Source organism: Flavobacterium saliperosum, from assembly GCF_900100625.1.
GTDB lineage: Bacteria > Bacteroidota > Bacteroidia > Flavobacteriales > Flavobacteriaceae > Flavobacterium > Flavobacterium saliperosum.
On sequence record NZ_FMTY01000004.1, the window covers coordinates 237,409 to 261,563 of the forward strand.

A 24,155-nucleotide genomic window follows, 5' to 3' on the forward strand; every position below is an offset into this window, starting at 1 on the left:
GTTAAAACCGCTGCAGTGATGTGGCGGTTTTTTTATGTTTTATGGTTTCAGATACTGTTCGAACCAGGACACTGCCAAATCGGCAACCTGTTCCATAGCTCCGGGCTCTTCAAAAAGATGGGTGGCACCGTCCACAATTTCAAATTGCCGGATACAGGATAAATTTTCATAGGCAAACCGATTCAGATCGATCACTTCCGAATCGCGTCCGCCCACAATGAGCAATGTAGCCGCAATAACCGACGGTAAGGCGTTAAATGCCAAATCCGGCCGTCCTCCCCGGGAAACGACAGCCCGTATCATCGAACCGAAATAAGCCGATGCTCCCAATGCCGATGCTGCTCCCGTGCTGGCACCGAAATAACCCATCGGCAACGTTTCTGTGGCTTCATTCCTTTGTAGCCATTGCGTGACTTCAATCAGCCTTTGGGTCAGTAATTCGATATCGAATCGTTTTTCATAGTCCTGATCTTCTTCTTCCGTGAGCAAATCAAACAAAAGAGTTCCCATATGATGCTTTCGGATAAGCTGGGCCACAAAAGTATTTCGCGTACTGAATCGGCTACTGCCGCTACCGTGTGAAAAAACCACGATACCGAAAGCATCGTTTGGAATAATCAAATCGCCTTTTAAAGTCACTGACGACAACGGAATGTCGGTTTCCATCGGTTTCCTGTTTTTAATGTAAATGTTTGGCCTCGTTGAGCAACCGAATGACTTCTTCATCTTCCACTTGATGGAAAACTTCATAAAAAGCCCCTACCGCTTCAAAATAATAAGGTGCAAGCAAGTAAACGAACTCATCGGATTTCTGTCGGAACAATTCCACATTATCGGAAGGCACCACCGGAACGGCCACAATAATTTTCTTGGCGTTTTTTTTTCGCAGCATGGCAATACTCACCAGCACGGTACTTCCTGTTGCGATGCCGTCGTCTACCACAATAACGTTTTTGCCTTCTACCTCCGGAAATTTTTCATTGCCCATATAAAGCAATTGTTTCTCCAACAGCAGTTTCCGAAGGCGTATCATTTCGTTTTCGATATATTCTTCAGGAAGTTGGGTACGCTCGTTAACAATAACGGAATCCAAAGAAACCGAGCCTACAGCATATTCCTTATTGGACGGGTGTCCGATTTTCTTGGAAAGCAGAATTCCCAAGGGAAGTTGTAGTCTTTTTGCAATTTCATAGCCTACCGGTACTCCGCCTCTGGGAATGGCAAGCACAAGGGTATCGGTACCTTTATACCGGAGCAATTTTTCGGAAAGCAATATTCCTGCTTCGGTTCGGTTAGCAAATAAGTCGGACTCCATAACTTGCTGTTCAAAAATTAAACACCTAAAGTTACTGAAAATCAAGTACTTAAAAGATGTATTTTAAAACAAACTCACGGAAATTTCAGAAAAAAAACATAAAAAAATGGCTGTCACTACACTGTAACAGCCATTTCCCTTTAAAGATGCCGATTCTATAATCAGCACACAGCATTAATCTTTTTTGAAAACCAAACCGTGACTAATTTCTGTGTACTAAAGCATCCTTAGACCATTTTTTAACATCGGTGATTTTACTTTTCGTATAATCCACTTCGGCTAAACTTGTATTGTTCCAGAAAAACCATTTACCAGTTTTCATTCCGTCTGCATATTCTCCAATCGATTGTTTTGATCCGTCTTCGTTAAAGGCAACCCATTTTCCGTGAAGTTTCCCGTCTTTATAGTAGCCTTCCTGTTTTACCTGACCGTTATCATAATAATAGGTAGCTTTTACCATTTTACCGACAATCTCATATTTTGGTTCGATGTTTTGTGCGAATACTACTCCCGTAAACAATAACAATCCAGCAATTAAATTCTTTTTCATAGCGTTTGTGTTTTAATAGGTTAACAATAACACTATCGAAATTACGACATATTTTACATTAATGAAACTTTTAGGTAACAATTTGGTAACATGAAAGTAAAACTTAACACGACAAAGTAAATTCTTACAGATTTAAAATTGCATTTTAATTAAAAAGCTGGGTTTCATAGTCGGAAAATAAAACTTAAATTTGCAACAAATTTTATCAGAAATGTACAGAAGTCATAACTGTGGCGTATTAAACGCTTCACACATCAATACCGAAGTTACCCTTGCCGGATGGGTACAGAAATCACGCGATAAAGGATTCATGATTTGGGTGGATTTACGTGACCGTTTCGGAATCACACAACTAATTTTCGACGAAAGCCGTACCGACAAAGCCGTTTTCGAATTGGCCAAAACATTGGGACGTGAATTCGTGATTCAGGTTAAGGGAACGGTTATCGAGCGTGAATCGAAAAACCCGAACATGACCACCGGTGATATTGAAATTTTGGTATCCGAAATGACCATTCTTAACGAAGCCATCACGCCGCCTTTCACGATTGAAGACGAAACCGACGGTGGAGAAGACATCCGTATGAAATACCGTTATCTGGATATCCGTAGAAATCCGGTTAAAAACAGTTTACTGTTCCGTCATAAAGTAACCCAGGAAGTACGTAATTATCTTTCGGCTCAGGATTTTTGTGAAGTGGAAACGCCTTACTTAATCAAATCAACACCGGAGGGAGCCCGCGATTTCGTGGTACCTTCACGTATGAATCCGGGTCAGTTTTATGCCTTACCGCAATCTCCACAAACCTTCAAACAATTGTTGATGGTGGGCGGCATGGACAAATATTTCCAAATCGTAAAATGTTTCCGTGATGAGGATTTACGTGCCGACCGTCAGCCGGAATTTACACAAATCGATTGCGAAATGGCGTTTGTGGAACAAGAAGACATCCTGAATGTTTTTGAAGGATTGACAAGACACTTATTAAAAGAAATAAAAGGTATTGAAGTAGACAAATTCCCGAGAATGACCTACGATTATGCCATGAAAACGTATGGTAACGACAAACCGGACATCCGTTTCGGAATGGAATTCGGTGAGTTGAATGACGTAGCACAACATAAAGATTTCGGCGTATTCAATTCGGCAGAATTGGTAGTGGGAATCGCTGTTCCCGGCGGAGCAGCTTACACCAGAAAAGAAATCGACGCCTTAATTGACTGGGTAAAACGCCCTCAAGTTGGCGCTTCCGGAATGGTATACTGTAAATTGGAAGCCGACGGAAGTTTAAAATCATCGGTGGATAAATTCTACGATCAGGACGATTTGAAAAAATGGGCAGAACTTACCGGAGCAAAACAAGGCGATATCATTTTCGTGTTGTCCGGACCGGCAAACAAAACCAGAACGCAATTGAGCGCGCTTCGTATGGAAGTGGCCACACGTTTGGGCTTGCGTAAACCGGAAGAATTCGCCCCGCTTTGGGTAGTGGATTTCCCATTATTGGAATTTGATGAAGAAAGTGGCCGCTACCACGCGATGCACCACCCGTTCACTTCCCCGAAACCGGAAGACATGCATTTATTGGCAACCGATCCGGGAAAAGTCCGCGCAAATGCCTATGACATGGTATTGAACGGAAATGAAATCGGTGGAGGCTCCATCCGTATTCACGATAAAGCAACGCAACAATTGATGTTCAAATATTTAGGATTCACCGAAGAAGAAGCTAAAAACCAATTCGGGTTCCTGATGGATGCGTTCCAATTTGGAGCACCGCCACACGGAGGTTTGGCCTTTGGTTTGGACCGATTGGTAGCGATTTTGGGCGGACAGGAAACCATCCGGGACTTCATCGCCTTCCCGAAAAACAACTCCGGAAGAGACGTGATGATCGATGCACCATCGGTAATAGACAACAGCCAACTGGATGAGCTTTCGATAAAACTCAACTTAAAATAACACAGAGAAAGCGGCCTTAGGTCGCTTTTTTTTAATTATTTAATATTTAATTAACTTTTCTTTAATGTTTTCAACACTTAAACACTTTTTTTAAAAATTTTTTATCAAAAACTTGTTTGCTTTAGAAAAAAGTATATCTTTGAAATATTATTAATTATTTTTTTATTACAGAATGCGAACAGGAAAAGTAAAATTCTTTATTGAATCTAAAGGATACGGATTCATTACAGACGACGAAACAGGTAACGATATCTTCGTTCACGCAACAGGTCTTCAAGCTGAAGGTTTAAGCGAAGGAACAAGAGTATCTTACGTAGAAGAAGAAGGAAGAAAAGGTAAAGTAGCTGCTGATGTAGCTGTTATCGAAGACTAATATACATTATTTTTTGATTACCTATGAAGGTCTAACCGCTCCAATTGGAGCGGTTTTTTTATTCAGAATTTTCAGAAAAACACTGACAACACTACGTTAATTATTTGTAATTAGTCTAAATATGTTTTACATTTATATACTGTGTAACGCCAAAATCATTAAAAAATTACGTTGTGTTTAAAGTTTAGGAATGTATATTTGTGAATTCTTTCATAAAAAAGAGATTAAGCCATGCAAACAAACCAAATCGATTACATTCCTATTGCAATGCAATTACTTCTGGCTGTGGGATTTGTGGTAACAACCATCATAATTTCCGGCTTTTTAGGACCGAAAAGACATTCGAAGAACAAGGACAAAAACTTTGAGTGCGGTATCGAATCAGTAGGTAATGCCCGTATTCCTTTCTCGGTAAAATACTTTCTGGTTGCCATTCTTTTCGTTCTTTTCGACGTAGAGGTGATTTTCATGTACCCTTGGGCCGTAAATTTCAGAGAAATGGGCTGGGAGGGATTAGCCAAAATGGGCATCTTTATGACACTTCTGGTAATTGGTTTTTACTACGTTATCAAGAAGAAAGGTTTAGAGTGGGAATAAAAAAATAAGACAATGAGCGATTCACCAAAATACAACACGGTAGCGGCTCCGGAAGGATATGCCGGAGAAGGTTTTTTTGCTACCAAACTAAGCGATGTGGTAGGACTTGCCAGAGCCAATTCCCTTTGGCCTCTGCCTTTTGCCACTTCTTGCTGCGGAATTGAATTTATGGCTACGATGGCGTCCCATTATGATGTGGCGCGTTTCGGATCCGAACGTATGAGTTTCTCTCCGCGTCAGGCCGACATGTTGCTGGTTATGGGAACCATTGCCAAAAAAATGGCCCCGATTTTACGTGAGGTATATGAACAGATGTCGGAACCGAAATGGGTCATTGCCGTAGGAGCCTGTGCTTCTTCCGGCGGTGTTTTCGATACGTATTCCGTACTTCAGGGCATAGACAAGGTGATACCGGTTGACGTTTACGTTCCGGGCTGCCCGCCAAGACCGGAGCAAATCCTTGACGGCATCATGAAATTACAGGAAATTGTAAAAAATGAATCCGTAAGACGCAGAAGTTCCGACGAATACAACGACTTATTAGGTTCTTATAACATCAAATAAAATGGCTTTAGAGACCTCAGTAATACAAAATAAACTTATTGAAAACTTCGGATTAAAAGTATCCGATTTTGTTCAAATCCACGATATTTTTACTTTCGAAGTAACTCCGGAAGCCATCGTAGAAGTAATGCAGTTTTTAAAAGACGACGCAACACTTCGTTTCAACTTCCTAACCGATGTTTGCGGTATTCACTACCCGGATTATGAGATAAACCGACAGTTCGCTGTGGTATACCACATGCACAATTGGGTGGACAATGTTCGTATCCGAATCAAATGTTACTTAAGTGCCGAAAACCCGGAAATCGATACCGTATCCGATTTATTCTTAAGCGCTAACTGGCAGGAAAGAGAAACCTATGATTTCTTCGGAATCATCTTCAAAGGACATCCACAATTAAAACGTATTTTAAACATGGATGAAATGACTTCTTTCCCAATGCGTAAAGAATTCCCATTGGAAGACGGCGGAAGAACGGACAAAGACGATCGTTTCTTCGGAAGAACAACACAAAACTGTTAATAGAACCCTGAAATACTTTTAAAGAACCAATGTCAGACCTATTATTACCACCGGAAAAACGTTACGCGAACATCATCAATCAAAGAAGAAATGAAGATGGAAGCGAACTTTCTATACTGAATTTAGGACCTACGCATCCTGCCACTCACGGTATCTTCCAAAACATCCTTTTAATGGATGGGGAACGTATCGTAGACGGTGAAGGAACAGTAGGATACATCCATAGAGCTTTTGAAAAAATTGCCGAAAACCGACCGTTTTACCAAATTACCGTATTAACGGATCGTATGAACTATTGTTCGGCGCCGATTAACAACATGGGTTGGTGGATGACGCTGGAAAAAGCATTAGGGGTTGAAATACCAAAACGCGTACAATACCTTCGTGTTATTGTAATGGAATTGGCACGTATTGCCGATCATATTATCTGTAACTCGGTTTTAGGAGTGGATACCGGAGCCCTTACAGGATTCTTATACGTATTCCAGTTCCGTGAAAAAATCTACGAAATCTACGAAGAAATTTGTGGTGCCCGTTTGACAACCAACATGGGACGTATCGGTGGATTCGAAAGAGAATGGAGTCCGGCGGTTTGGGAAAAACTAAACAAATTCCTCGAAGAGTTCCCTCCTATCTGGCAGGAATTCGAAAATTTATTGACCCGTAACCGAATCTTCATGGATCGTACCATTAATGTAGGTGCGATTTCAGCTGATAAAGCCATCAGTTACGGATTCACAGGACCGAATCTTCGTGCCGCCGGTGTGGATTACGACATTCGTGTGATGCAGCCGTATTCTTCGTATGAAGATTTCGACTTTAATATTCCGGTTGGAAAATCGGGAGATACCTACGACCGTTTCTGCGTTCGTAATCAGGAAGTTTGGGAAAGTTTAAGCATCATCAAACAGGCCTTGGCCAAAATGCCGGAAGGACCTTACCATGCTGATGTTCCGGATTATTACCTTCCTCCGAAAGACGACGTGTACACCACAATGGAATCGTTGATTTATCACTTTAAAATTGTAATGGGCGAAGTTCCCGTGCCACTAACCGAAGTATACCATCCGGTAGAAGGCGGTAACGGTGAATTAGGTTTCTACTTAATTACCGACGGAAGCCGTACACCATACAGGCTACATTTCAGAAGACCTTGTTTTATATATTATCAGGCATTTAACGACATGGTAAAAGGACAGATGCTATCCGATGCAATCGCAACCCTTTCCAGTTTGAACGTAATTGCCGGTGAATTAGACGCATAATGATTATGGAAAAATATACCTACAAACAAGAAATAAACATTACTCCGGAACTGATGGCCCGAATCAACGAGTTGATCAGTCATTATCCGGAAGACAAACGAAAATCGGCTCTATTACCGGTATTGCATGAAGTACAGGATGCGCATGACAACTGGTTAAGCTATGAGTTACAGCAAAAAGTTGCCGAGATTTTAAACATACAACCCGTAGAGGTTTTTGAAGTGGTTACTTTTTATACCATGTTCAACCAAAAACCGATCGGAAAATACATGTTTGAATTCTGCAGAACGTCTTGTTGTATGATTCGCGGTGCCGAAGACATGATGGATTATACCTGTCAGAAACTGGGCATCAAAGAAGGTGAAACGACTGTAGACGGCATGTTTACCGTAGTAGGCGTTGAATGTTTGGGTGCTTGTGGCTATGCACCGATGATGCAGGTAGGTGATTTCTACAAAGAACACCTGACTAAAGAAAAGATAGACGAAATTATTACCGATTGTAAAGCCGGTAAAATAACTTTACACGACAAATAATACCATGGGAAGAAAGATATTATTAGACAAGATAAATATTCCGGGGATCAAAACCTATGAAGTCTATCGCGCTAACGGTGGCTATGCTTCTGTGGAGAAAGCATTGAAAACATTAACTCCGGATGAAGTTACCGAGGAAGTGAAAACATCCGGCCTTCGTGGTCGTGGTGGCGCCGGTTTCCCGATGGGACTGAAGTGGAGTTTTATTGATAAAAAATCAGGCAAGCCAAGACATTTGGTTTGCAACGCCGACGAATCCGAGCCGGGAACGTTCAAAGACCGTTTCTTAATGGAATACATTCCGCATTTATTAATCGAAGGAATGATTACTTCAAGTTATGCCTTAGGCGCTAATTTGTCGTACATCTACATTCGCGGGGAATACATGTGGGTGTATAAAATCCTTGAAAAAGCGATTAAAGAAGCCTACGCTGCGGGTTGGTTAGGAAAAAATATTTTAGGAACCGATTTCTCCCTTGATCTGCACGTGCACTGTGGTGCCGGAGCGTACATCTGCGGTGAGGAAACGGCCTTAATCGAATCATTGGAAGGAAAAAGAGGTAACCCAAGAATCAAACCACCTTTCCCGGCGGTTAGCGGTTTATGGGCGAATCCTACCGTGGTAAATAACGTGGAATCGATTTCAGCGGTGCCTTGGATTGTAATGAATTCAGGGGAAGAATACGCAAAAATCGGAATCGGACGTTCTACCGGAACCAAATTGATTTCCGCATCAGGGCACATCAAAAATCCTGGGGTGTATGAAATCGAATTGGGTTTATCGGTAGAAGAATTCATGAACTCCGACGAATATTTGGGCGGAATGATGAACGAAAGACCGTTAAAAGCCTTAGTACCGGGAGGTTCTTCAGTGCCGATTTTACCGGCGAATTTAATTTACAAAACTGCAGCCGGAGAAGACCGTTTGATGACTTATGAATCCCTAAGTGACGGCGGATTTGCAACCGGATCCATGCTAGGTTCAGGAGGTTTCATCGTATACAACGACACCGCTTGTATCGTTAGAAATACGTGGAATTTCTCCCGTTTCTACCACCACGAATCGTGCGGACAATGTACGCCTTGCCGTGAAGGAACCGGTTGGTTGGAAAAAGTGTTACACCGCATCGAACACGGTCACGGAAGAATGGAAGACATTGATTTGCTTTGGGACATTCAGAGTAAAATCGAAGGAAACACGATCTGTCCGTTAGGTGACGCGGCTTCATGGCCGGTAGCAGCAGCTATCCGTCACTTCAGAGAAGAATTCGAATATCATATTCGCTTCCCTGAAAGAATTAAAAACAGAGATCACTTTGTGAACGAACCTTTTGAAAAAGTAAGAAACTTAGTTTAAAGTTATACGTTGAGGCCCCAAAGTCTTCAACAACAAACAAAATAGTTATGAAAGTTACTATAGACGGTCAAGAAATAGAAGTAGAACCAGGAACAACCATCCTGCAGGCTGCTAGAATGATTGGAGGCGATTTAGTCCCACCGGCGATGTGCTACTACTCGAAACTGAAAGGCAGTGGCGGAAAATGCCGTTGTTGCTTAGTGGAAGTATCCAAAGGTAGCGATGCCGACCCAAGACCCATGCCGAAATTAATGGCGTCATGTGTTACCGGCTGTATGGACGGTATGGAAGTAAACAGTACCGCATCACCAAGAGTGGAAGAAGCCAGAAAGTCGGTTACCGAATTTTTGTTAATCAACCACCCGTTGGATTGCCCGGTTTGCGATCAGGCTGGGGAATGTGATTTACAAAATTTAAGTTTCCAACACGGAAAATCGGAAACGCGTTTCATCGAAGAGAAAAGAACGTTTGAACCGGAAGATATCGGGGATAAGATTCAACTTCACATGAACCGTTGTATTTTGTGCCAACGTTGCGTACAGGTTGCCGATCAGTTGACCGACGGACGTGTACACGGTGTAATGAACCGGGGCGATCATGCTCAGATTTCAACGTGCATTTCCACAGCGATTGACAACGAATTCTCCGGAAACATGATTGACGTTTGTCCGGTAGGTGCGTTAACCGACAAGACCTTCCGATTCAAATCGAGAGTTTGGTTCAACAAACCATACAACGCACACAGAAACTGCGACAAATGCTGCGGAAAAACAACCGTTTGGATGTTTGGTGACGAAATCCAACGCGTTACGGCTCGTAAAGACGAATACCACGAAGTGGAAGATTTCATTTGTAACACGTGTCGTTTCGACAAAAAAGACGTTAAAGACTGGGTAATCGAAGGCCCTCGTAAATTCGAGAAATTCTCGGTTATCAACAGAAATAAATATGCCATCCACCCTCCAAAAGTGGAAATCCAGACTGAAGATCAAATCTTATTGGGCCGTGAGCAGGATATGAAGAAAATCAGTATGGTGGATGTTCCTTTAAAAACTAACGGTAATTCTAAATCTTAAGACATGGAGAGTACAGTTATCATAGAAAAAGGAATTTTCATCGTAATCATTTTTGCCCTTACCATGGTTATGGCCATGTATTCCACTTGGGCAGAACGTAAGGTGGCCGCTTGGCTTCAGGATCGTATCGGTCCGAACAGAGCAGGACCCCTTGGATTGCTTCAACCACTTGCCGACGGTTTAAAATTATTCTCCAAAGAAGAATTTATCCCCGATACCCGAAATAAATTTTTATTCCTTGCCGGTCCTGCCATCTCCATGAGTGTGGCGTTAATGACCAGTGCGGTGATTCCGTGGGGAGACAAATTACATATTGGAGGAAGAGACGTTATCCTTCAGGCCACCGATATTGACGTAGCCTTATTGTACATCTTCGGAGTATTATCGGTAGGGGTTTACGGCATCATGATCGGAGGCTGGGCTTCCAACAACAAATTCTCCTTAATGAGTGCCATGCGTGCCGGTTCCCAAATGATTTCGTATGAAGTTGCCATGGGTCTTGCGGTTATCGCTTTGGTAATGATGTCCGGAACGTTGAGCTTACGTGAAATCGCGGCGCAACAATCCGGAATGAACTGGAATGTGTTCTACCAACCGGTAGGATTCATCATCTTCTTGGTATGTTCCTTTGCGGAAACCAACAGAACTCCTTTCGATTTAGCGGAATGTGAAGCCGAACTTATCGGAGGATACCACACCGAATATTCTTCCATGAAAATGGGATTCTATCTGTTCGCCGAATATGCATCCATGTTTATCTCTTCAACAATTTTAGCCGTTTTATATTTCGGAGCTTACAATTATCCCGGAATAGAATGGGCGGTTGAGAACTGGGGCGTAAATATTGCCAACAGTATAGGAATAGCAGTTTTATTCATCAAGATCTGTTTCTTCATCTTCTTCTACATGTGGGTGAGATGGACAATCCCGCGTTTCCGTTATGACCAATTGATGAATTTAGGATGGAAAATGCTGATTCCGATTGCCATTGCCAACATAGTTATCACAGGAATAGTAATTTTACTAGCCGATAAATTTTTATAAGAAATGTCACTAGATACAATTTCATTATCAGGAAAAAAAATGGAGGTTTCCAACAAAAAGATGACTTTTTGGGAAAGCCTTTATTTAGTAGCGATAGTTAAAGGATTATTGATTACGATTCGTCACTTATTCACACGAAAAGTAACCATTAAATATCCGGAACAAACACGCGAATTAAGTCCGGTTTATCGTGGACAGCACATGCTGAAACGCGATGATCAGGGAAGAGAAAACTGTACGGCTTGCGGACTTTGTGCCGTGGCTTGTCCGGCGGAAGCCATCACCATGAAGGCGGCCGAAAGAAAACCGGGAGAAGAGCATTTGTACAGAGAAGAAAAATATGCAGAAATCTACGAAATCAACATGTTGCGTTGTATTTTCTGCGGATTGTGTGAAGAAGCGTGTCCGAAAGACGCCATCTACCTTACAGAATCCAAAGTAATGGTAGCCTCGGCAAGCAAACGTGAAGACTTCATTTACGGAAAAGATAAATTGGTAATGCCTTTGGAAATGGCGCTGCGTAACAGCAAAAACAAAGTAAGTTAATCATGGCAGAAATTCTATTTTACATCTTAGCGTCAATCACCTTGGGGACTGCTTTTCTGACTATTTTAAGCAGAAACCCGATTCACAGTGCCATCTATCTGGTAATCTGTTTCTTTTCCATTGCAGGACATTATTTGTTATTAAACGCACAGTTTTTAGCAATCGTTCATATCATCGTGTATTCGGGAGCCATCATGATTCTGATGTTGTTCACCATCATGTTGATGAACCTCAATAAGGAAGACGAATCCCATAAATCCGTGGCTTCAAAAATCGCCGCCACCATTGCATTCTGCCTGGTAGGTATCGTTTTGTTGGCCGGATTACTGAAAACAAAACCGGTGGTGGAAAGTTATTTCCATTCGGGTGAAGACTTCCAATCCATCAAAGTATTGGGTCAGGTATTATTGAACGAATACATGGTACCGTTCGAATTCGCTTCCGTTTTATTATTGGTGGCGATGATCGGAGCGGTATTAATTTCGAAAAAAGACAAACAAAAAGAAGCATAATTATATGGAAACTATTTTAAAGGAAATTGGAGTAGAAACCTACTTATACTTATCGGCTTTATTGTTCAGCATTGGGGTGTTCGGAATTTTGTTGCGAAGAAACGCCATCATCATGTTCATGTCGATTGAAATCATGCTGAACGCCGTTAACCTGATGCTGGTAGCCTTTTCCACCTTCCATCAGGATGCTTCGGGACAGGTTTTCGTATTTTTCTCAATGGCGGTAGCCGCTGCGGAAGTTGCCGTAGGTTTGGCGATTCTGGTTTCTATTTTCAGAAATCACGGATCGATTGATATTGACAATTTAAAAAACTTAAAAGGATAACCCCTAATGGAGACAGGATTAGTTTTACTCTTATTATTGGCCCCGTTCGTAGGGTTTCTAACGAATATTTTTTTAGGAAAACAGCTTGGTAAAAACGCTTCCGGATACTTAGGAACGTTGGCGGTAATTGTCTCTTTCATAGTGACAACTATGTTCTTTTTACAGGTAAGCGAAACCAAACAGCCGATTACGGTTCATTTGTTCGACTGGATTGCATTAGACCAATTCAGCGTGAACTTTGACATTTTATTAGACCAATTATCGTTATTATGGTTGATGTTCGTAACAGGAATCGGTTCGCTGATTCACATCTACTCAATCAGCTACATGCACGACGATGAGAACATGCACAAATTCTTCGGTTACCTGAATCTGTTCATCTTCTTCATGATTACACTAGTAGTTGGAAGCAACCTCTTAATCATGTTCATCGGATGGGAAGGCGTTGGATTGTGCTCGTACCTGTTAATCGGATTCTGGTATAAAAACCAGGAGTATAACGATGCGGCCAAGAAAGCATTCATCATGAACCGTATTGGGGATTTAGGTTTCCTTGTCGGCATCTTCATTATCGGTTACGTATTCAACAGCTTGGATTTCATGACCATCAAACAAGCGGTAATTGCCGGAGAGGCATCAGCTAATTTGGCATTGCTTGGCGTTGCCACTTTATGTTTGTTCATTGGAGCAGCAGGTAAATCGGCTCAGATTCCATTGTATACCTGGTTACCGGATGCGATGGCAGGACCAACACCGGTTTCTGCTTTAATCCACGCCGCTACGATGGTAACGGCAGGTATCTTTATGATTACCCGTTTGAATTTCTTATTTGATTTAACACCTACAGTTCAGGATATCATTGCAGTCGTTGGTGCTGTTACTTCGTTGGTAGCCGCTTCCATCGGATTGGTACAAAACGACATCAAAAAAGTATTGGCGTACTCAACCGTTTCCCAATTGGGATTAATGTTCCTTGCTTTAGGCTTGGGTGCTTATGAAATTGCGGTATTCCACGTAATCACGCATGCGTTCTTTAAAGCCTGTCTGTTCTTGGGTTCAGGTTCCGTAATTCACGCGTTACATGGCGAACAGGACATGCGCAGAATGGGTGGTTTGAAAGGCGTAATGAAAATTACCTTCTTCACATTCCTAATTGCGACTTTAGCCATTTCAGGTATTCCTCCGTTTGCCGGTTTCTTCTCCAAAGATGAAATCCTAATGGTAGCCTTCCACGAAAACAAAGCGTTATGGGTTATTGCGGCTATCGCTTCCATCATGACCGCTTTCTATATGTTCCGTTTGTTGTACCTGACCTTCTTCAAAGAGTTCAGAGGCACGGAAGAACAAAAACATCATTTACACGAAAGTCCGGCGTTAATCACATTCCCGCTTATCGTTTTAGGAATTCTTTCTGCAGTGGGAGGTGCTTTAAGCTTACCGGGCAACAGCTGGTTAAACCATTATCTACAGCCTATTTTCGCTCACAAAGCGCATGCGGAACATCATTTGGATACCACTGCGTATATGTTAATGGGAATTGCAGTGGTGGGTGCCTTAATCGGTATCGGAATGGCGTTCTCCAAATACATCAAAAAAGGAGAAGTTCCTGTCGAAGATGCTCAAATTACCGGCTTCGCAAAAACATTGTACAACAAATATTATGTGGACGAAACGTATATGGCTGTAATCGTGAAACCGATTTACGCTTTGGCGAAATTCTCCCGTGATTATATCGAAACAGGACTTTCCAACGTGGTTTTCGGTTTCGGAAATGTAACGGAAGAACTGTCCATGCAAGGTAAAAAACTGCAAAACGGAAACATCGGTTTCTATTTGTTTGCCTTCGTATTCGGACTTTGTTCGGTAGTGTTTTATTTATTCTTCTTACGATAATCTATACATATAATGGACGTAACTATAGTACTTATTCTATTATTAATCGGAGCCTTAGCAACGTATTTCTCCGGAAATGCATTAGCTTCCAAAGTAGCCCTGTTTTTCAGTGTGGCGGCTTTAGGTGCTTCTCTTGTGATTTTAAATCAGTTCAACCAGGGTATCGACAGTGGTTTTTCCGCCGTTTGGATGAAAAACCCTAACGTTTTATTTTCCTTAAAAGTCGACGGATTGGCTTTGGCTATGGTGCTTTTAACCACCCTGTTAATGCCGCTAATCATTTTGTCCTCTTTCGGAAACAATTTCATTAATCCAAAGAATTTCTATGCCTTGGTTCTATTCATGGCCTTTGCAATGGTGGGAACTTTCTTGGCTTCTGACGGATTTTTATACTACATTTTCTGGGAATTATCCTTAATCCCAATCTATTTCATCGCTTTACTTTGGGGTAACGACGACGTGAAAGAACGCAAAAAAGCCGTAATTAAATTCTTTATTTACACCTTTGCGGGTTCGCTGTTCATGTTGGCCGCCTTCATCTATTTGTACCAAAAAGCCGGTTGTTTCCAATTGGATGTTTTATATGGTTTGAATTTATCGGCTAAAGAAGAATTTTGGATTTTCCTTGCCTTCTTCTTAGCGTATGCCATTAAAATTCCGCTTATTCCATTCCACACATGGCAGGCAACTGTGTACCAAAAAGCGCCGACTGTCGGAACCATGCTTTTATCCGGTATCATGCTGAAAATGGGATTGTACTCGGTAATCCGTTGGCAATTACCTATTGCGCCTAATGCCGCTAAAGAATTACAGTATGTGATTATCGGTTTGAGTATTGCCGGCGTAATCTACGGTTCTATCGTAGCATTGAAACAAAAAGACTTAAAGAAATTATTGGCGTATTCGTCCTTGGCACACGTTGGTTTAATCGCTGCGGGTTGCTATACCTTAACCGTTGACGGTTTACGTGGCGCTGTTTTACAAATGATTGCACACGGATTCGTAATCGTTGGTTTGTTCTTCGCAGCCGAAATCATCTACAGACGTTATGAAACAAGAACCATCAGCGACATGGGCGGTATTCGCCAGCAAACTCCGAAATTCGCTTCGATGTTCATGATTTTGGTTTTGGCTTCCGTAGCCTTACCGGGAACATTCAACTTCGTGGGTGAGTTTACCGTTTTATACAGTTTGTTTACCAAAAATATTGCTTTCGCTATTTTGGGCGGAACCACAATCATATTGGGAGCGTTCTACATGTTAAGAATGTTCCAACACGTAATGCTGGGTGAAACCAATGCAAAAACTTTTGCAGACGTTACCCTCACGGAAGGTATTGTAATGGTGGCAATTATCGGTTTCTTATTGTTCTTCGGATTGTACCCGAAACCAATTATCGAATTGATTACACCAAGTATACAAGAAATAATTTCAGTAATTAGTAAATAGTAATTAGTAAATAGTGAGTAGTAATGGCGAATAGCAATTGGTAATCCGGTACGCCAGATTTCCGATACCTAACTCCTAAATGCTAACTCCTAACCCCTATAATAATGAATACACTTATAGCAATTGCAGTATTGGGCGTTATTTGCCTTTTAGCTGAAATTTTCAACTTAAGAAAAGCCATTGTCCCTGTAATGATTGTCGGGTTATTGGCCATTTTGGGTATGACGATGACTGATTTTGGTGTAACCGAAAGTCACTACAACAACATGATTGTGGTAAACAACTTTACGGTAACTTTTTCAAGCTTGTTTATTGTACTGACGATATTTCTGGTAACGCTGAGTCATAATTTTTATCAGGAACAGGCCACTAAAATTTCGGATTTCATTTCCATCAAACTGTTCCTGTTAGCCGGAGCGGTTTCCATGGTTTCTTTCGGAAACTTAGCGATGTTCTTCTTAGGAATCGAAGTCCTTTCCATCGCATTATACATTTTGGCGGGAAGTGACCGTTTGAACATGAAAAGTAACGAAGCCGGTATGAAATACTTCCTTATGGGATCGTTCGCATCGGGAATTATTCTTTTCGGAATCGCGTTGATTTACGGCGCCGTTGGTTCGTTTGACATGGAGATGATATATCAGGCTTCCAACTCGGCCACCACGGTAGATTGGTTTTATATCGGGGTCTCAATGATTACTGTCGGAATGTTATTTAAAATCGCAACGGTTCCGTTCCATTTCTGGGCTCCGGATGTTTACGAAGGTGCACCGGCATTGACAACCGCTACCATGAGTACGTTAGCAAAAGTTACCGCTATGGCGACGTTCTTCAAACTGAACATGGCAATGAACGGCAACATGAAATTCGAATACGAATTGGTCATCGTAATTGTTTCCATCGCTTCGATGACGGTGGGTAACATCATGGCATTGCGTCAGAACAACATCAAAAGAATGTTGGCTTTCTCGGGTATTTCCCATGCCGGATTTATGGTAATGGCGCTTCTGAATTTAGAAAACGCCACCGGAAGTTTGTTCTACTACACTGTAGCTTATGGTTTAGCCGGTATCGCTGCTTTCACGGTAATTTTATATGCCTGCAAAGGAAAAGATAATGAAGACATCGAAAACTTCAACGGATTAGGAAAAAGAAGTCCGCTTATGGCGATGATTCTTACCGCTTCTTTATTATCGATGGCCGGTATCCCGATTTTCTCCGGATTCTTCGCTAAATTCTTCATCCTGAACAGCACGTTGCAGGCGGGTTGGCTAATTTTGGTTATTGCCGGAGTAATCAACTCCATGATTGCGGTGTACTACTATTTCCGAGTAATCAGTGCGATGTACACCAAAGAAGCTACCGAAGAAGCGCAAAAAGTGCCTTTCGAATTCTATATAGTAGCCGTAGTCGCTATGGGGTTGAATATCGCTATCGGTTTGTTCCCATCGGTTTTGATGGATTTGTTCTAAGAAATAAAATTTTCAAAATAGATGAAGGCTGTTCTTTTTGAGCAGCCTTTTTTCATTTTCTCCGTACCTTTGCGTTATGTATGCACTAGTCGATTGCAATAATTTTTACGCTTCCTGCGAACGGGTATTTCAACCCCAATTCGCGGGCAAACCAATCGTGATTTTATCCAATAACGACGGTTGCATCATCTCGCGCAGTGAAGAAGCAAAAGCTTTGGGCATTCCCATGGGCGCACCAGAATTCAAGGTGCGTGAGCAATTGCAGCAAAACAACATCAACGTCTTTTCGTCAAATTACACCCTGTATGGTGACCTCAGCGGACGCGTGATGAACATCTTGCGCCAATTCACCCCCAACGTGGAAGATTACAGTATCGACGAAGCCTTTCTGAATTTCGACGGTGTTGCTATTGAAGATTACCACGATTACGGTTTGCAAATCCGGAAACGGCTTTTAAAATGGTTGGGATTGCCTGTTTGCGTAGGCATTGCACCCACCAAAGCTTTGTCAAAAGTAGCGAACCGAATTGCTAAAAAGTTTCCGGAGAAAACCGGCGGCGTTCACGTAATTGATACCGATGAAAAACGAATCAAAGCACTCAAGTGGACCAAAATCGGGGATGTTTGGGGCATCGGGTATCGGTTGACCAAGAAAATGAAAGCGATGCAAATCAATACGGCGTATGATTTCATTCAACCGCAATATGAAAATTTTATCAAACGCGAAATGGGTGTTGTCGGACTCCGATTGCGAAGTGAATTGGAAGGCAAACCCGTATTGGAACTCGAAGAAGCGCTGGAAACCAAAAAAAGCATCGCCATCACAAGAAGTTTCAAAACCAAACTGTCAAAGTTGGACGACCTTAAAGAACGTGTTTCGACTTTTGCAACGGTCTGCGCCGAAAAACTCCGAAAACAAAGTTCCTGCTGTTACAGCGTGAACGTATTTCTGGCAAAAGATCCGCACAAAACCAAAGACAGTCGCACTTATTTCAGTCGAACGGAAACGCTTCCGTTTGCCACGAATTCGAACATCACCATCAGTACGTTGGCAGTGAAAATGTTGGAAAAACTATACGAGCCCAATGAAATTTACATGAAAGCGGGCGTAATCGTAACACAGCTCATTCCGCAGGATCAGAAACAACTGCATTTGTTTGAGGAAGAAAATCCGAAGCACCAGAAACTCATGGATGTGATTGACCAGTTTCATAAGAAAACCGGCGAACGAAAAATACGTCTGGGCAATCAGGATTTACAACACACCTGGATCATGAAACAAAACCATCTGTCTCCGAATTTCACGACCAATATTAACGACATCATCACCGCAAAATGTCAGTAGCCAAACCAAAACTAACTTTTTTCCAACCGGACTTCAGCAATCCGACAGAACTTCCGTATATCGAAAGTGGCATCAAAGCCGGTTTTCCCTCACCTGCTGCCGATTTTGACGGAACAAAAATCAGTCTGGACGCGATGCTCATCAAAAATAAGGAGGCAACTTTTTATGCCCGAGCCAGCGGCAACTCGATGACCGGCGCCGGAATCGACGATGGCGATATTTTGGTGATTGACCGTAGTCTGGAGCCCGTTAACAATAAAATTGCCGTGTGTTTTATCGATGGAGACTTTACCGTAAAACGGATCAAAATCGAAAAAGATGGCGTATACCTGGTTCCCGAAAACAATACCTACAAACCCATAAAAATTACCGAAGACAATCAGTTACTTGTTTGGGGGATTGTGACTTTTGTGGTAAAAAGCATTTAATTTTTACAAATCTCGGTCAGGTAATTGTCCAACTGCACCTGAAACAAGGTTCCCGAAACCAAGTCGTTTAACTGAAAAGCTTACCTCTCGGATACCGCCAATTCCAAACCCGGAAAAGGGGTTTCCAACATGTATTTATGGCAATGTCCGCGCAGTTCGCAATCCGAACAGGTAATATTTCGGCAGGTGGCTTCAATATTTTTGGAGAATTTCAGAAGCTCTGAAGCTGAAAGATAAAAACCGGTTTCCTTAAAAATTAATTGGACTTTCTCACTCAAAACCACCTCATCTCTAATCCAATAAAAAGCTACGCCAAAATCATTATGATACAATTCTTTTATCGGTTCCATTTTGCTCGATTTTCAACAAATATACAAATTATTTAAAATCGTTCTAAATAAAATCATTGAATATCACGTAAACGAAGTTGTAACGCTACAGTCCCATTCCACTCGTTCTCCTCTACAGAGAATACCGCATCAAAAGATTTTTGATGCTCCGTAAGCTCTTTTTTATTGCCCAAACCAAATCCGATAGCACCAAAGGAAGCCGAAGTATTTTGTTTTACATATAATTTCAGATGTTCTTCTCCTGCACCGATTTTCTTGCCGTAACCGGTATCTTTCAGATTTTTAGCCAAGAAGACCGGTGTCATATTTTCTGGTCCGAACGGTTCGAACTGTTTCAGAATTCGGAAGAATTTCGCATTGATATCCGCCAACTGTACTTCGGCATCAATTGAAATTTCAGGCGTTAACAAATCGGGATGAATGGTTTCGGACACCACACTTTCAAAAGCGTGTTTGAATTTTTCATAATTCTCTTCCTTGAGCGTCATTCCGGCGGCGTACATGTGTCCGCCAAACTGTTCCAAATGTTCCGAGCAGGCTTCCAGCGCATTGTATACGTCAAAATCCTTCACCGAACGTGCCGAAGCCGCCAGCTTATCACCGCTTTTGGTGAAAACAAGCGTCGGACGGTAATAAGTTTCCGTCAAACGTGAAGCTACGATACCGATTACGCCTTTGTGCCAGTCTTCCTGATACACTACAGTGGTGAAACGGTTTACTTCGTTATTTTCTATGATTTGCTGTAACGCTTCCACCGTGATTTGTTTGTCCAGATCTTTCCTGTCAGAATTGAAAAGTTCAATCTGTGACGCAAATTCCTCAGCCTGTTCCAAATTGAATTCCGTTAACAATTCCACCGCATAATTGCCGTGTTTGATTCGGCCCGCAGCATTGATACGCGGAGCGATAATGAAAACCACATCGGTTATGGTGAGTACGTTTCGTTTTAAGTTCTGAATCAGTGCTTTGATTCCGGGACGCGGATTTGAATTAATCACTTCCAGTCCGAATTTCGCCAGCACACGGTTTTCACCTGTAATGGGAACTATGTCCGCAGCAATAGCCGTCGCTACCAAATCCAAATACGGAATCAAATCGACAATAGTCTGGTTTCGATTTTGGGATAAAGCCTGAATCAGTTTGAATCCGACGCCGCAACCGCACAATTCATCATACGGATAGGAACAGTCATTACGTTTCGGATCTAAAACAGCCACAGCATCCGGTAAAACATCACCCGGACGGTGGTGGTCACAAATAATGAAGTCGATATTTTTCGCTTTCGCATACGCAATATGATCGATGGATTTGATGCCGCAGTCTAACGCGATAATCAATGAAAATCCGTTATCGTCGGCAAAATCGATGCCTTTGTAAGAGATGCCGTAGCCTTCATCGTAACGATCCGGAATATAAGTCGCCACATTCGGATAAAAACTTCTCAGATAGGACGACATCAGAGAAACAGCGGTAGTTCCATCGACATCATAATCCCCGAAAACCAAGATGTTTTCTTCGTTAGCAATCGCCTTTTCGATACGTTCAACCGCTTTGTCCATATCTTTCATCAGGTACGGGTCGTGCAAATCGGTTAGACACGGACGGAAAAACTGTCGGGCCTGTTCGTAGGTTTCGATACCGCGTTGCACCAGAAGTTGGGCAGTAAGCGGATCAATGTTTAACTCGGATTGTAACCGATGAGTTTTTTCTGAATCGGGGGAAGGTTTGAGTGTCCAGCGCATAGTCAAGGATTTTGGATTATAAAAAATTAAAAATTGGGCTTATATATAAATTATAACTACGTTGTATGATAGTGGATTTTCGTCTCCACTTTGGCAAACTGACGGAACATTTCCATCACACCGCAATATTTGTCCACGGATAAATTTACTGCTCTTTCGAGTTTCTTTTCATCCAGATTTTTGCCGTAAAAATGGTAATCCACTCTCACGGTATGGTATGTTTTCGGATGTTCATCGGTTAAATCGCCTTCGGTATCAATTCGGAAATCTTCCACTTCCAGTTTCATTTTTTCGATTAGGGAAGCCACATCCAATCCGCTGCAACCCGCCAAAGACGAGAGCATCATGGCTTTAGGCCGCAGTCCGCTGCCTTCTCCTCCGTTATCCGGTCCGGCATCCATCATGATAACATCACCACTTGGATTATCCGATTCAAATTTCATTTTTCCTTTCCAGGAAGTTAGTACTTTATGTGTGTCCATATAAATTTAGAAGTTAGAAATTAGAAAAGACATCATTTAACAGGCTTTCCGCCCACAACCACCACAATCTCCCCTTTCGGCGGTTTGGCTTCGAAGTGTTTCAATACTTCTTCCGCTGTACCGCGAACGGTTTCTTCGTGTAATTTCGACAATTCCCTTGATACGGAAACGGGTCTGTCGGCACCGAAATACTGAATGAATTCCGCCAGGGTTTTGACCAATTTGTGTGGGGAAACATATAAAATCATCGTTCGGGTTTCTTCGGCCAAAGCCAAATAACGCGTCTGACGTCCTTTTTTATCGGGAAGAAAACCTTCGAAAACGAATTTATCATTCGGCAAGCCGCTGTTCACCAAAGCCGGTACGAAAGCGGTAGCTCCGGGTAGACATTCCACCTCCACACCGTTTTCCACGCAGGCTCTCGTCAGCAAAAATCCGGGATCGGAAATGGCTGGTGTTCCCGCATCCGAAATCAAAGCAATGTTTTCACCGGTTTGCAAACGCTTCACGATATTCTCCACCGTTTTGTGTTCGTTGTGCATGTGATGGCTCTGCATGTGCGTGGCAATTTCGAAATGCTTGAGCAGCTTTCCGCTGTTGCGGGTGTCTTCGGCCAGAATCAGGTCGACTTTCTTCAACACTTTTATCGCTCTGAAAGTCATGTCGTCAAGGTTTCCGATGGGTGTTGGCACCAAATACAATTTTCCCATTTAGGCGAATTTTTTCTCTACCAATTCCATAAAACGCGTACTGAATTCGTCTTTACCGTCCCAATTATTGTAATCCGGTTTGACCAAATCTTCGATGAAATCTTTGGCTTCCGCTAACGTGTGAAACGTATTCAACTGCGACAAAACGCGGTTTAAATCTTCGCCGCTTCCCCCGAAAAGATGTTTTTCGAAAGCAATACGGTCGTTTAACCCAAGGGTAATCGTTTTATTGAACTTATCGTTCAGCGACATGGCTTTGTATTCGGCTTTCTCCGCTTCGATTTCTTTTCTGATGGTTTCCAACGGTCTTTGACTGGAAACTTCTTCCACCAAAACGTCCTCTTTTACCGCTTCCTTTTTAACGTCGGTTACCTTCTCAAAGGTAATGTCTGCGACTTTTTCGACTTCCTTCGGAACATCGTTCACTTTTACAAACTCGGGTTCTTTATATTCATTCCCCAACAAATCTTCAAACGAAATTTGTTGCGGTTCTGGTTTTTTCTCTTCTTTTACAGACTCAACTGCTTCCTCCATTACCGGTTCAAAAAGCGGCTTTGAAACGTCTTCTTTCTCCGATTCTTCAACAACAACTGCCTCTTCTTCCTCCTCGATAACAGGTTCTTCTTCAACGGCAACCACAGCTTCTTCTTCATCTTCCACTTCATTATCGTCAACATCCACTTGGCCGACTAATATTTTTTCTTCCTCCACCGGAATTTCTTCAGCAGTTTCAGGTAAAATTGCAATTTTTTGCGGGGTTTCCTCTGCTTTTATTTCAATCTCAATTGCTGCTTTCTCTTCGTAAGCCTCTTCAATTTTTTCCTCCAGTTCCTCATGGGTCAGGGTAGGTTTCAGTGCTTCGAAATTTTCTTCATAAAAACGCAAAATCGATAACTTCTCATATAATTTCTGTGCTTCCTGATGCAACTGAATCATGTCTTCCCTGTTTTTCAGTTTTAAAATTCGGTGGGCAATACTGATTAATTCGGCTTCTAATTTTTTCTTCATAACTTTTGAATTTATATGGAGTAAAGCAATGGTTTTTTAATAAATTTGTTTCAATTACAAATCTAAACAGAAAATTTCTGTTACGTCTGAAAATTACAAAATGTTTCTCGAAAATACAGTAAATCATAAAGAACAATTTGGGTGGATTGAAGTCATTTGTGGCTCGATGTTTTCGGGTAAAACCGAAGAACTGATCCGTCGTTTGAAAAGAGCCCAATTTGCCAAACAGCGCGTGGAAATTTTCAAGCCGGCCATCGATACCCGTTACCACGACGAAATGGTGGTGTCGCACGATGCCAATGAAATCCGTTCGACTCCGGTTCCCGCTGCCGCCAATATTGCTATTCTGGCGCAGGGTTGCGATGTGGTAGGGATTGACGAAGCCCAGTTTTTTGACGACGAGATCGTATCCATTTGTAATGATTTGGCCAATTCCGGAATCCGTGTGATTGTTGCCGGACTGGACATGGATTTCAAAGGCAATCCGTTTGGCCCGATGCCGGCCCTTATGGCTACTGCCGAATATGTGACCAAAGTACACGCCGTTTGCACCCGCACCGGTAACCTCGCACACTTCAGTTTCCGCAAAGCCAATAACGACAACCTGGTTTTATTAGGTGAAACCGAAGAATACGAACCCTTAAGCCGCGCTGCCTATTATAATGCGGTGAGAGAATCGCAGGAAAAAGAAGGAAGTGATTCCGAAAACAAAAAAAAGCAAGAGTAAATT

Annotated in this window: 27 protein-coding genes; 19 read left to right on the top strand and 8 right to left on the bottom strand. The window is 42.2% G+C overall.

Annotated features, from left to right (window positions below):
- Positions 1 to 39 precede the first annotated feature (39 nt).
- The 3 genes from BLQ05_RS09710 to BLQ05_RS09720 form a co-directional block, all read right to left on the bottom strand.
- Positions 40 to 666 (bottom strand): dienelactone hydrolase family protein, encoded by a 627-nt coding sequence (locus BLQ05_RS09710; RefSeq protein ID WP_023576120.1) that lies wholly within the window; start codon positions 664 to 666, stop codon positions 40 to 42.
- Positions 667 to 679: 13 nt separating this feature from the next.
- A complete protein-coding gene (locus BLQ05_RS09715; RefSeq protein ID WP_023576121.1) occupies positions 680 to 1,315 on the bottom strand; it encodes a phosphoribosyltransferase in 636 nt (211 codons plus the stop codon).
- Between the two features lie 202 nt (positions 1,316 to 1,517).
- The gene (locus tag BLQ05_RS09720) at positions 1,518 to 1,865 is read right to left on the bottom strand and encodes a toxin-antitoxin system YwqK family antitoxin (protein ID WP_023576122.1); all 348 of its coding nucleotides are present in this window, start codon (positions 1,863 to 1,865) and stop codon (positions 1,518 to 1,520) included.
- A gap of 211 nt (positions 1,866 to 2,076) precedes the next feature.
- Here BLQ05_RS09720 and aspS point away from each other — a divergent pair, with 211 nt between their 5' ends.
- The 18 genes from aspS to BLQ05_RS09810 all read left to right on the top strand — a co-directional run bounded on the left by aspS (position 2,077) and on the right by BLQ05_RS09810 (position 19,133).
- Positions 2,077 to 3,828, top strand: a complete 1,752-nt coding sequence (gene aspS, locus BLQ05_RS09725) for an aspartate--tRNA ligase (protein ID WP_035654290.1) — start codon at positions 2,077 to 2,079, stop codon at positions 3,826 to 3,828.
- A 172-nt stretch (positions 3,829 to 4,000) separates the two neighbouring features.
- Positions 4,001 to 4,201 (top strand): cold-shock protein, encoded by a 201-nt coding sequence (locus BLQ05_RS09730; RefSeq protein ID WP_023576124.1) that lies wholly within the window; start codon positions 4,001 to 4,003, stop codon positions 4,199 to 4,201.
- Between the two features lie 231 nt (positions 4,202 to 4,432).
- Positions 4,433 to 4,798 carry an NADH-quinone oxidoreductase subunit A gene (locus BLQ05_RS09735; protein ID WP_023576125.1) on the top strand — a complete coding sequence of 122 codons (366 nt, stop codon included), beginning with the start codon at positions 4,433 to 4,435 and terminating at the stop codon, positions 4,796 to 4,798.
- Between the two features lie 12 nt (positions 4,799 to 4,810).
- The gene (locus BLQ05_RS09740; RefSeq protein WP_023569439.1) at positions 4,811 to 5,362 is read left to right on the top strand and encodes an NADH-quinone oxidoreductase subunit B; all 552 of its coding nucleotides are present in this window, start codon (positions 4,811 to 4,813) and stop codon (positions 5,360 to 5,362) included.
- Between the two features lies 1 nt (position 5,363).
- Positions 5,364 to 5,885 carry an NADH-quinone oxidoreductase subunit C gene (locus tag BLQ05_RS09745; RefSeq protein ID WP_023576126.1) on the top strand — a complete coding sequence of 174 codons (522 nt, stop codon included), beginning with the start codon at positions 5,364 to 5,366 and terminating at the stop codon, positions 5,883 to 5,885.
- Between the two features lie 29 nt (positions 5,886 to 5,914).
- Positions 5,915 to 7,150, top strand: coding sequence for an NADH-quinone oxidoreductase subunit D (locus BLQ05_RS09750; protein ID WP_023576127.1), 1,236 nt, complete (start codon positions 5,915 to 5,917; stop codon positions 7,148 to 7,150).
- Between the two features lie 5 nt (positions 7,151 to 7,155).
- Positions 7,156 to 7,686 (top strand): NADH-quinone oxidoreductase subunit NuoE family protein, encoded by a 531-nt coding sequence (locus tag BLQ05_RS09755; RefSeq protein WP_023576128.1) that lies wholly within the window; start codon positions 7,156 to 7,158, stop codon positions 7,684 to 7,686.
- 4 nt (positions 7,687 to 7,690) lie between these two features.
- Entirely contained in the window at positions 7,691 to 9,043 is a 1,353-nt protein-coding gene (gene nuoF / locus BLQ05_RS09760; protein WP_023576129.1) for an NADH-quinone oxidoreductase subunit NuoF, read from the top strand.
- A gap of 47 nt (positions 9,044 to 9,090) precedes the next feature.
- Positions 9,091 to 10,119 carry an NADH-quinone oxidoreductase subunit G gene (locus BLQ05_RS09765; protein WP_023576130.1) on the top strand — a complete coding sequence of 343 codons (1,029 nt, stop codon included), beginning with the start codon at positions 9,091 to 9,093 and terminating at the stop codon, positions 10,117 to 10,119.
- 3 nt (positions 10,120 to 10,122) lie between these two features.
- Positions 10,123 to 11,163 (top strand): NADH-quinone oxidoreductase subunit NuoH, encoded by a 1,041-nt coding sequence (gene nuoH, locus BLQ05_RS09770; RefSeq protein ID WP_023576131.1) that lies wholly within the window; start codon positions 10,123 to 10,125, stop codon positions 11,161 to 11,163.
- 3 nt (positions 11,164 to 11,166) lie between these two features.
- Positions 11,167 to 11,709 carry a NuoI/complex I 23 kDa subunit family protein gene (locus tag BLQ05_RS09775; RefSeq protein ID WP_035654292.1) on the top strand — a complete coding sequence of 181 codons (543 nt, stop codon included), beginning with the start codon at positions 11,167 to 11,169 and terminating at the stop codon, positions 11,707 to 11,709.
- A 2-nt stretch (positions 11,710 to 11,711) separates the two neighbouring features.
- Positions 11,712 to 12,221 (top strand): NADH-quinone oxidoreductase subunit J family protein, encoded by a 510-nt coding sequence (locus BLQ05_RS09780; RefSeq protein ID WP_023576133.1) that lies wholly within the window; start codon positions 11,712 to 11,714, stop codon positions 12,219 to 12,221.
- Between the two features lie 4 nt (positions 12,222 to 12,225).
- Positions 12,226 to 12,546 (top strand): NADH-quinone oxidoreductase subunit NuoK, encoded by a 321-nt coding sequence (nuoK, locus tag BLQ05_RS09785; RefSeq protein WP_023569448.1) that lies wholly within the window; start codon positions 12,226 to 12,228, stop codon positions 12,544 to 12,546.
- A 6-nt stretch (positions 12,547 to 12,552) separates the two neighbouring features.
- Positions 12,553 to 14,439, top strand: coding sequence for an NADH-quinone oxidoreductase subunit L (gene nuoL, locus BLQ05_RS09790; RefSeq protein WP_023576134.1), 1,887 nt, complete (start codon positions 12,553 to 12,555; stop codon positions 14,437 to 14,439).
- Positions 14,440 to 14,451: 12 nt separating this feature from the next.
- Positions 14,452 to 15,888, top strand: coding sequence for a complex I subunit 4 family protein (locus BLQ05_RS09795; RefSeq protein WP_023576135.1), 1,437 nt, complete (start codon positions 14,452 to 14,454; stop codon positions 15,886 to 15,888).
- A 104-nt stretch (positions 15,889 to 15,992) separates the two neighbouring features.
- A complete protein-coding gene (locus BLQ05_RS09800; RefSeq protein WP_023576136.1) occupies positions 15,993 to 17,360 on the top strand; it encodes an NADH-quinone oxidoreductase subunit N in 1,368 nt (455 codons plus the stop codon).
- 76 nt (positions 17,361 to 17,436) lie between these two features.
- Complete coding sequence (locus tag BLQ05_RS09805; RefSeq protein WP_035654293.1) at positions 17,437 to 18,705, top strand: Y-family DNA polymerase; 1,269 nt, start codon at positions 17,437 to 17,439, stop codon at positions 18,703 to 18,705.
- Entirely contained in the window at positions 18,696 to 19,133 is a 438-nt protein-coding gene (locus BLQ05_RS09810; RefSeq protein ID WP_035654294.1) for a LexA family protein, read from the top strand. Before BLQ05_RS09805 ends, BLQ05_RS09810 begins: the two co-directional genes overlap by 10 nt.
- A gap of 80 nt (positions 19,134 to 19,213) precedes the next feature.
- Here BLQ05_RS09810 and BLQ05_RS09815 read toward each other — a convergent pair whose 3' ends face one another.
- Genes BLQ05_RS09815 through BLQ05_RS09835 form a run of 5 tightly spaced genes read right to left on the bottom strand, consistent with a single transcriptional unit; the run spans position 19,214 to position 23,425 of the window.
- The gene (locus BLQ05_RS09815; protein ID WP_023576139.1) at positions 19,214 to 19,483 is read right to left on the bottom strand and encodes a hypothetical protein; all 270 of its coding nucleotides are present in this window, start codon (positions 19,481 to 19,483) and stop codon (positions 19,214 to 19,216) included.
- Positions 19,484 to 19,536: 53 nt separating this feature from the next.
- Positions 19,537 to 21,225 (bottom strand): single-stranded-DNA-specific exonuclease RecJ, encoded by a 1,689-nt coding sequence (gene recJ, locus BLQ05_RS09820; protein ID WP_023576140.1) that lies wholly within the window; start codon positions 21,223 to 21,225, stop codon positions 19,537 to 19,539.
- A gap of 56 nt (positions 21,226 to 21,281) precedes the next feature.
- Positions 21,282 to 21,707 (bottom strand): OsmC family protein, encoded by a 426-nt coding sequence (locus BLQ05_RS09825; protein ID WP_023576141.1) that lies wholly within the window; start codon positions 21,705 to 21,707, stop codon positions 21,282 to 21,284.
- 32 nt (positions 21,708 to 21,739) lie between these two features.
- Complete coding sequence (gene rsmI, locus BLQ05_RS09830) at positions 21,740 to 22,417, bottom strand: 16S rRNA (cytidine(1402)-2'-O)-methyltransferase (protein WP_023576142.1); 678 nt, start codon at positions 22,415 to 22,417, stop codon at positions 21,740 to 21,742.
- Positions 22,418 to 23,425 (bottom strand): hypothetical protein, encoded by a 1,008-nt coding sequence (locus BLQ05_RS09835; RefSeq protein WP_023576143.1) that lies wholly within the window; start codon positions 23,423 to 23,425, stop codon positions 22,418 to 22,420. It abuts the gene before it with no gap.
- Positions 23,426 to 23,525: 100 nt separating this feature from the next.
- Between BLQ05_RS09835 and BLQ05_RS09840 the strand changes: the two genes are divergently transcribed.
- A complete protein-coding gene (locus BLQ05_RS09840; RefSeq protein WP_023576144.1) occupies positions 23,526 to 24,152 on the top strand; it encodes a thymidine kinase in 627 nt (208 codons plus the stop codon).
- Positions 24,153 to 24,155: the final 3 nt, after the last annotated feature.

Coding starts and splice junctions, on each gene's coding strand:
- recJ (WP_023576140.1), bottom strand. CDS start 21,225: ATGCGCTGGACACTCAAACCTTCCCCCGATTCAGAAAAAACTCATCGG.
- aspS (WP_035654290.1), top strand. CDS start 2,077: ATGTACAGAAGTCATAACTGTGGCGTATTAAACGCTTCACACATCAAT.
- BLQ05_RS09775 (WP_035654292.1), top strand. CDS start 11,167: ATGTCACTAGATACAATTTCATTATCAGGAAAAAAAATGGAGGTTTCC.
- BLQ05_RS09805 (WP_035654293.1), top strand. CDS start 17,437: ATGTATGCACTAGTCGATTGCAATAATTTTTACGCTTCCTGCGAACGG.
- BLQ05_RS09735 (WP_023576125.1), top strand. CDS start 4,433: ATGCAAACAAACCAAATCGATTACATTCCTATTGCAATGCAATTACTT.
- BLQ05_RS09835 (WP_023576143.1), bottom strand. CDS start 23,425: ATGAAGAAAAAATTAGAAGCCGAATTAATCAGTATTGCCCACCGAATT.
- BLQ05_RS09715 (WP_023576121.1), bottom strand. CDS start 1,315: ATGGAGTCCGACTTATTTGCTAACCGAACCGAAGCAGGAATATTGCTT.
- BLQ05_RS09765 (WP_023576130.1), top strand. CDS start 9,091: ATGAAAGTTACTATAGACGGTCAAGAAATAGAAGTAGAACCAGGAACA.
- nuoL (WP_023576134.1), top strand. CDS start 12,553: ATGGAGACAGGATTAGTTTTACTCTTATTATTGGCCCCGTTCGTAGGG.
- rsmI (WP_023576142.1), bottom strand. CDS start 22,417: ATGGGAAAATTGTATTTGGTGCCAACACCCATCGGAAACCTTGACGAC.
- BLQ05_RS09825 (WP_023576141.1), bottom strand. CDS start 21,707: ATGGACACACATAAAGTACTAACTTCCTGGAAAGGAAAAATGAAATTT.
- nuoF (WP_023576129.1), top strand. CDS start 7,691: ATGGGAAGAAAGATATTATTAGACAAGATAAATATTCCGGGGATCAAA.
- BLQ05_RS09800 (WP_023576136.1), top strand. CDS start 15,993: ATGAATACACTTATAGCAATTGCAGTATTGGGCGTTATTTGCCTTTTA.
- BLQ05_RS09730 (WP_023576124.1), top strand. CDS start 4,001: ATGCGAACAGGAAAAGTAAAATTCTTTATTGAATCTAAAGGATACGGA.
- BLQ05_RS09750 (WP_023576127.1), top strand. CDS start 5,915: ATGTCAGACCTATTATTACCACCGGAAAAACGTTACGCGAACATCATC.
- BLQ05_RS09840 (WP_023576144.1), top strand. CDS start 23,526: ATGTTTCTCGAAAATACAGTAAATCATAAAGAACAATTTGGGTGGATT.
- BLQ05_RS09745 (WP_023576126.1), top strand. CDS start 5,364: ATGGCTTTAGAGACCTCAGTAATACAAAATAAACTTATTGAAAACTTC.
- BLQ05_RS09720 (WP_023576122.1), bottom strand. CDS start 1,865: ATGAAAAAGAATTTAATTGCTGGATTGTTATTGTTTACGGGAGTAGTA.
- BLQ05_RS09815 (WP_023576139.1), bottom strand. CDS start 19,483: ATGGAACCGATAAAAGAATTGTATCATAATGATTTTGGCGTAGCTTTT.
- BLQ05_RS09780 (WP_023576133.1), top strand. CDS start 11,712: ATGGCAGAAATTCTATTTTACATCTTAGCGTCAATCACCTTGGGGACT.
- BLQ05_RS09810 (WP_035654294.1), top strand. CDS start 18,696: ATGTCAGTAGCCAAACCAAAACTAACTTTTTTCCAACCGGACTTCAGC.
- BLQ05_RS09795 (WP_023576135.1), top strand. CDS start 14,452: ATGGACGTAACTATAGTACTTATTCTATTATTAATCGGAGCCTTAGCA.
- BLQ05_RS09740 (WP_023569439.1), top strand. CDS start 4,811: ATGAGCGATTCACCAAAATACAACACGGTAGCGGCTCCGGAAGGATAT.
- BLQ05_RS09755 (WP_023576128.1), top strand. CDS start 7,156: ATGGAAAAATATACCTACAAACAAGAAATAAACATTACTCCGGAACTG.
- BLQ05_RS09710 (WP_023576120.1), bottom strand. CDS start 666: ATGGAAACCGACATTCCGTTGTCGTCAGTGACTTTAAAAGGCGATTTG.
- nuoK (WP_023569448.1), top strand. CDS start 12,226: ATGGAAACTATTTTAAAGGAAATTGGAGTAGAAACCTACTTATACTTA.
- nuoH (WP_023576131.1), top strand. CDS start 10,123: ATGGAGAGTACAGTTATCATAGAAAAAGGAATTTTCATCGTAATCATT.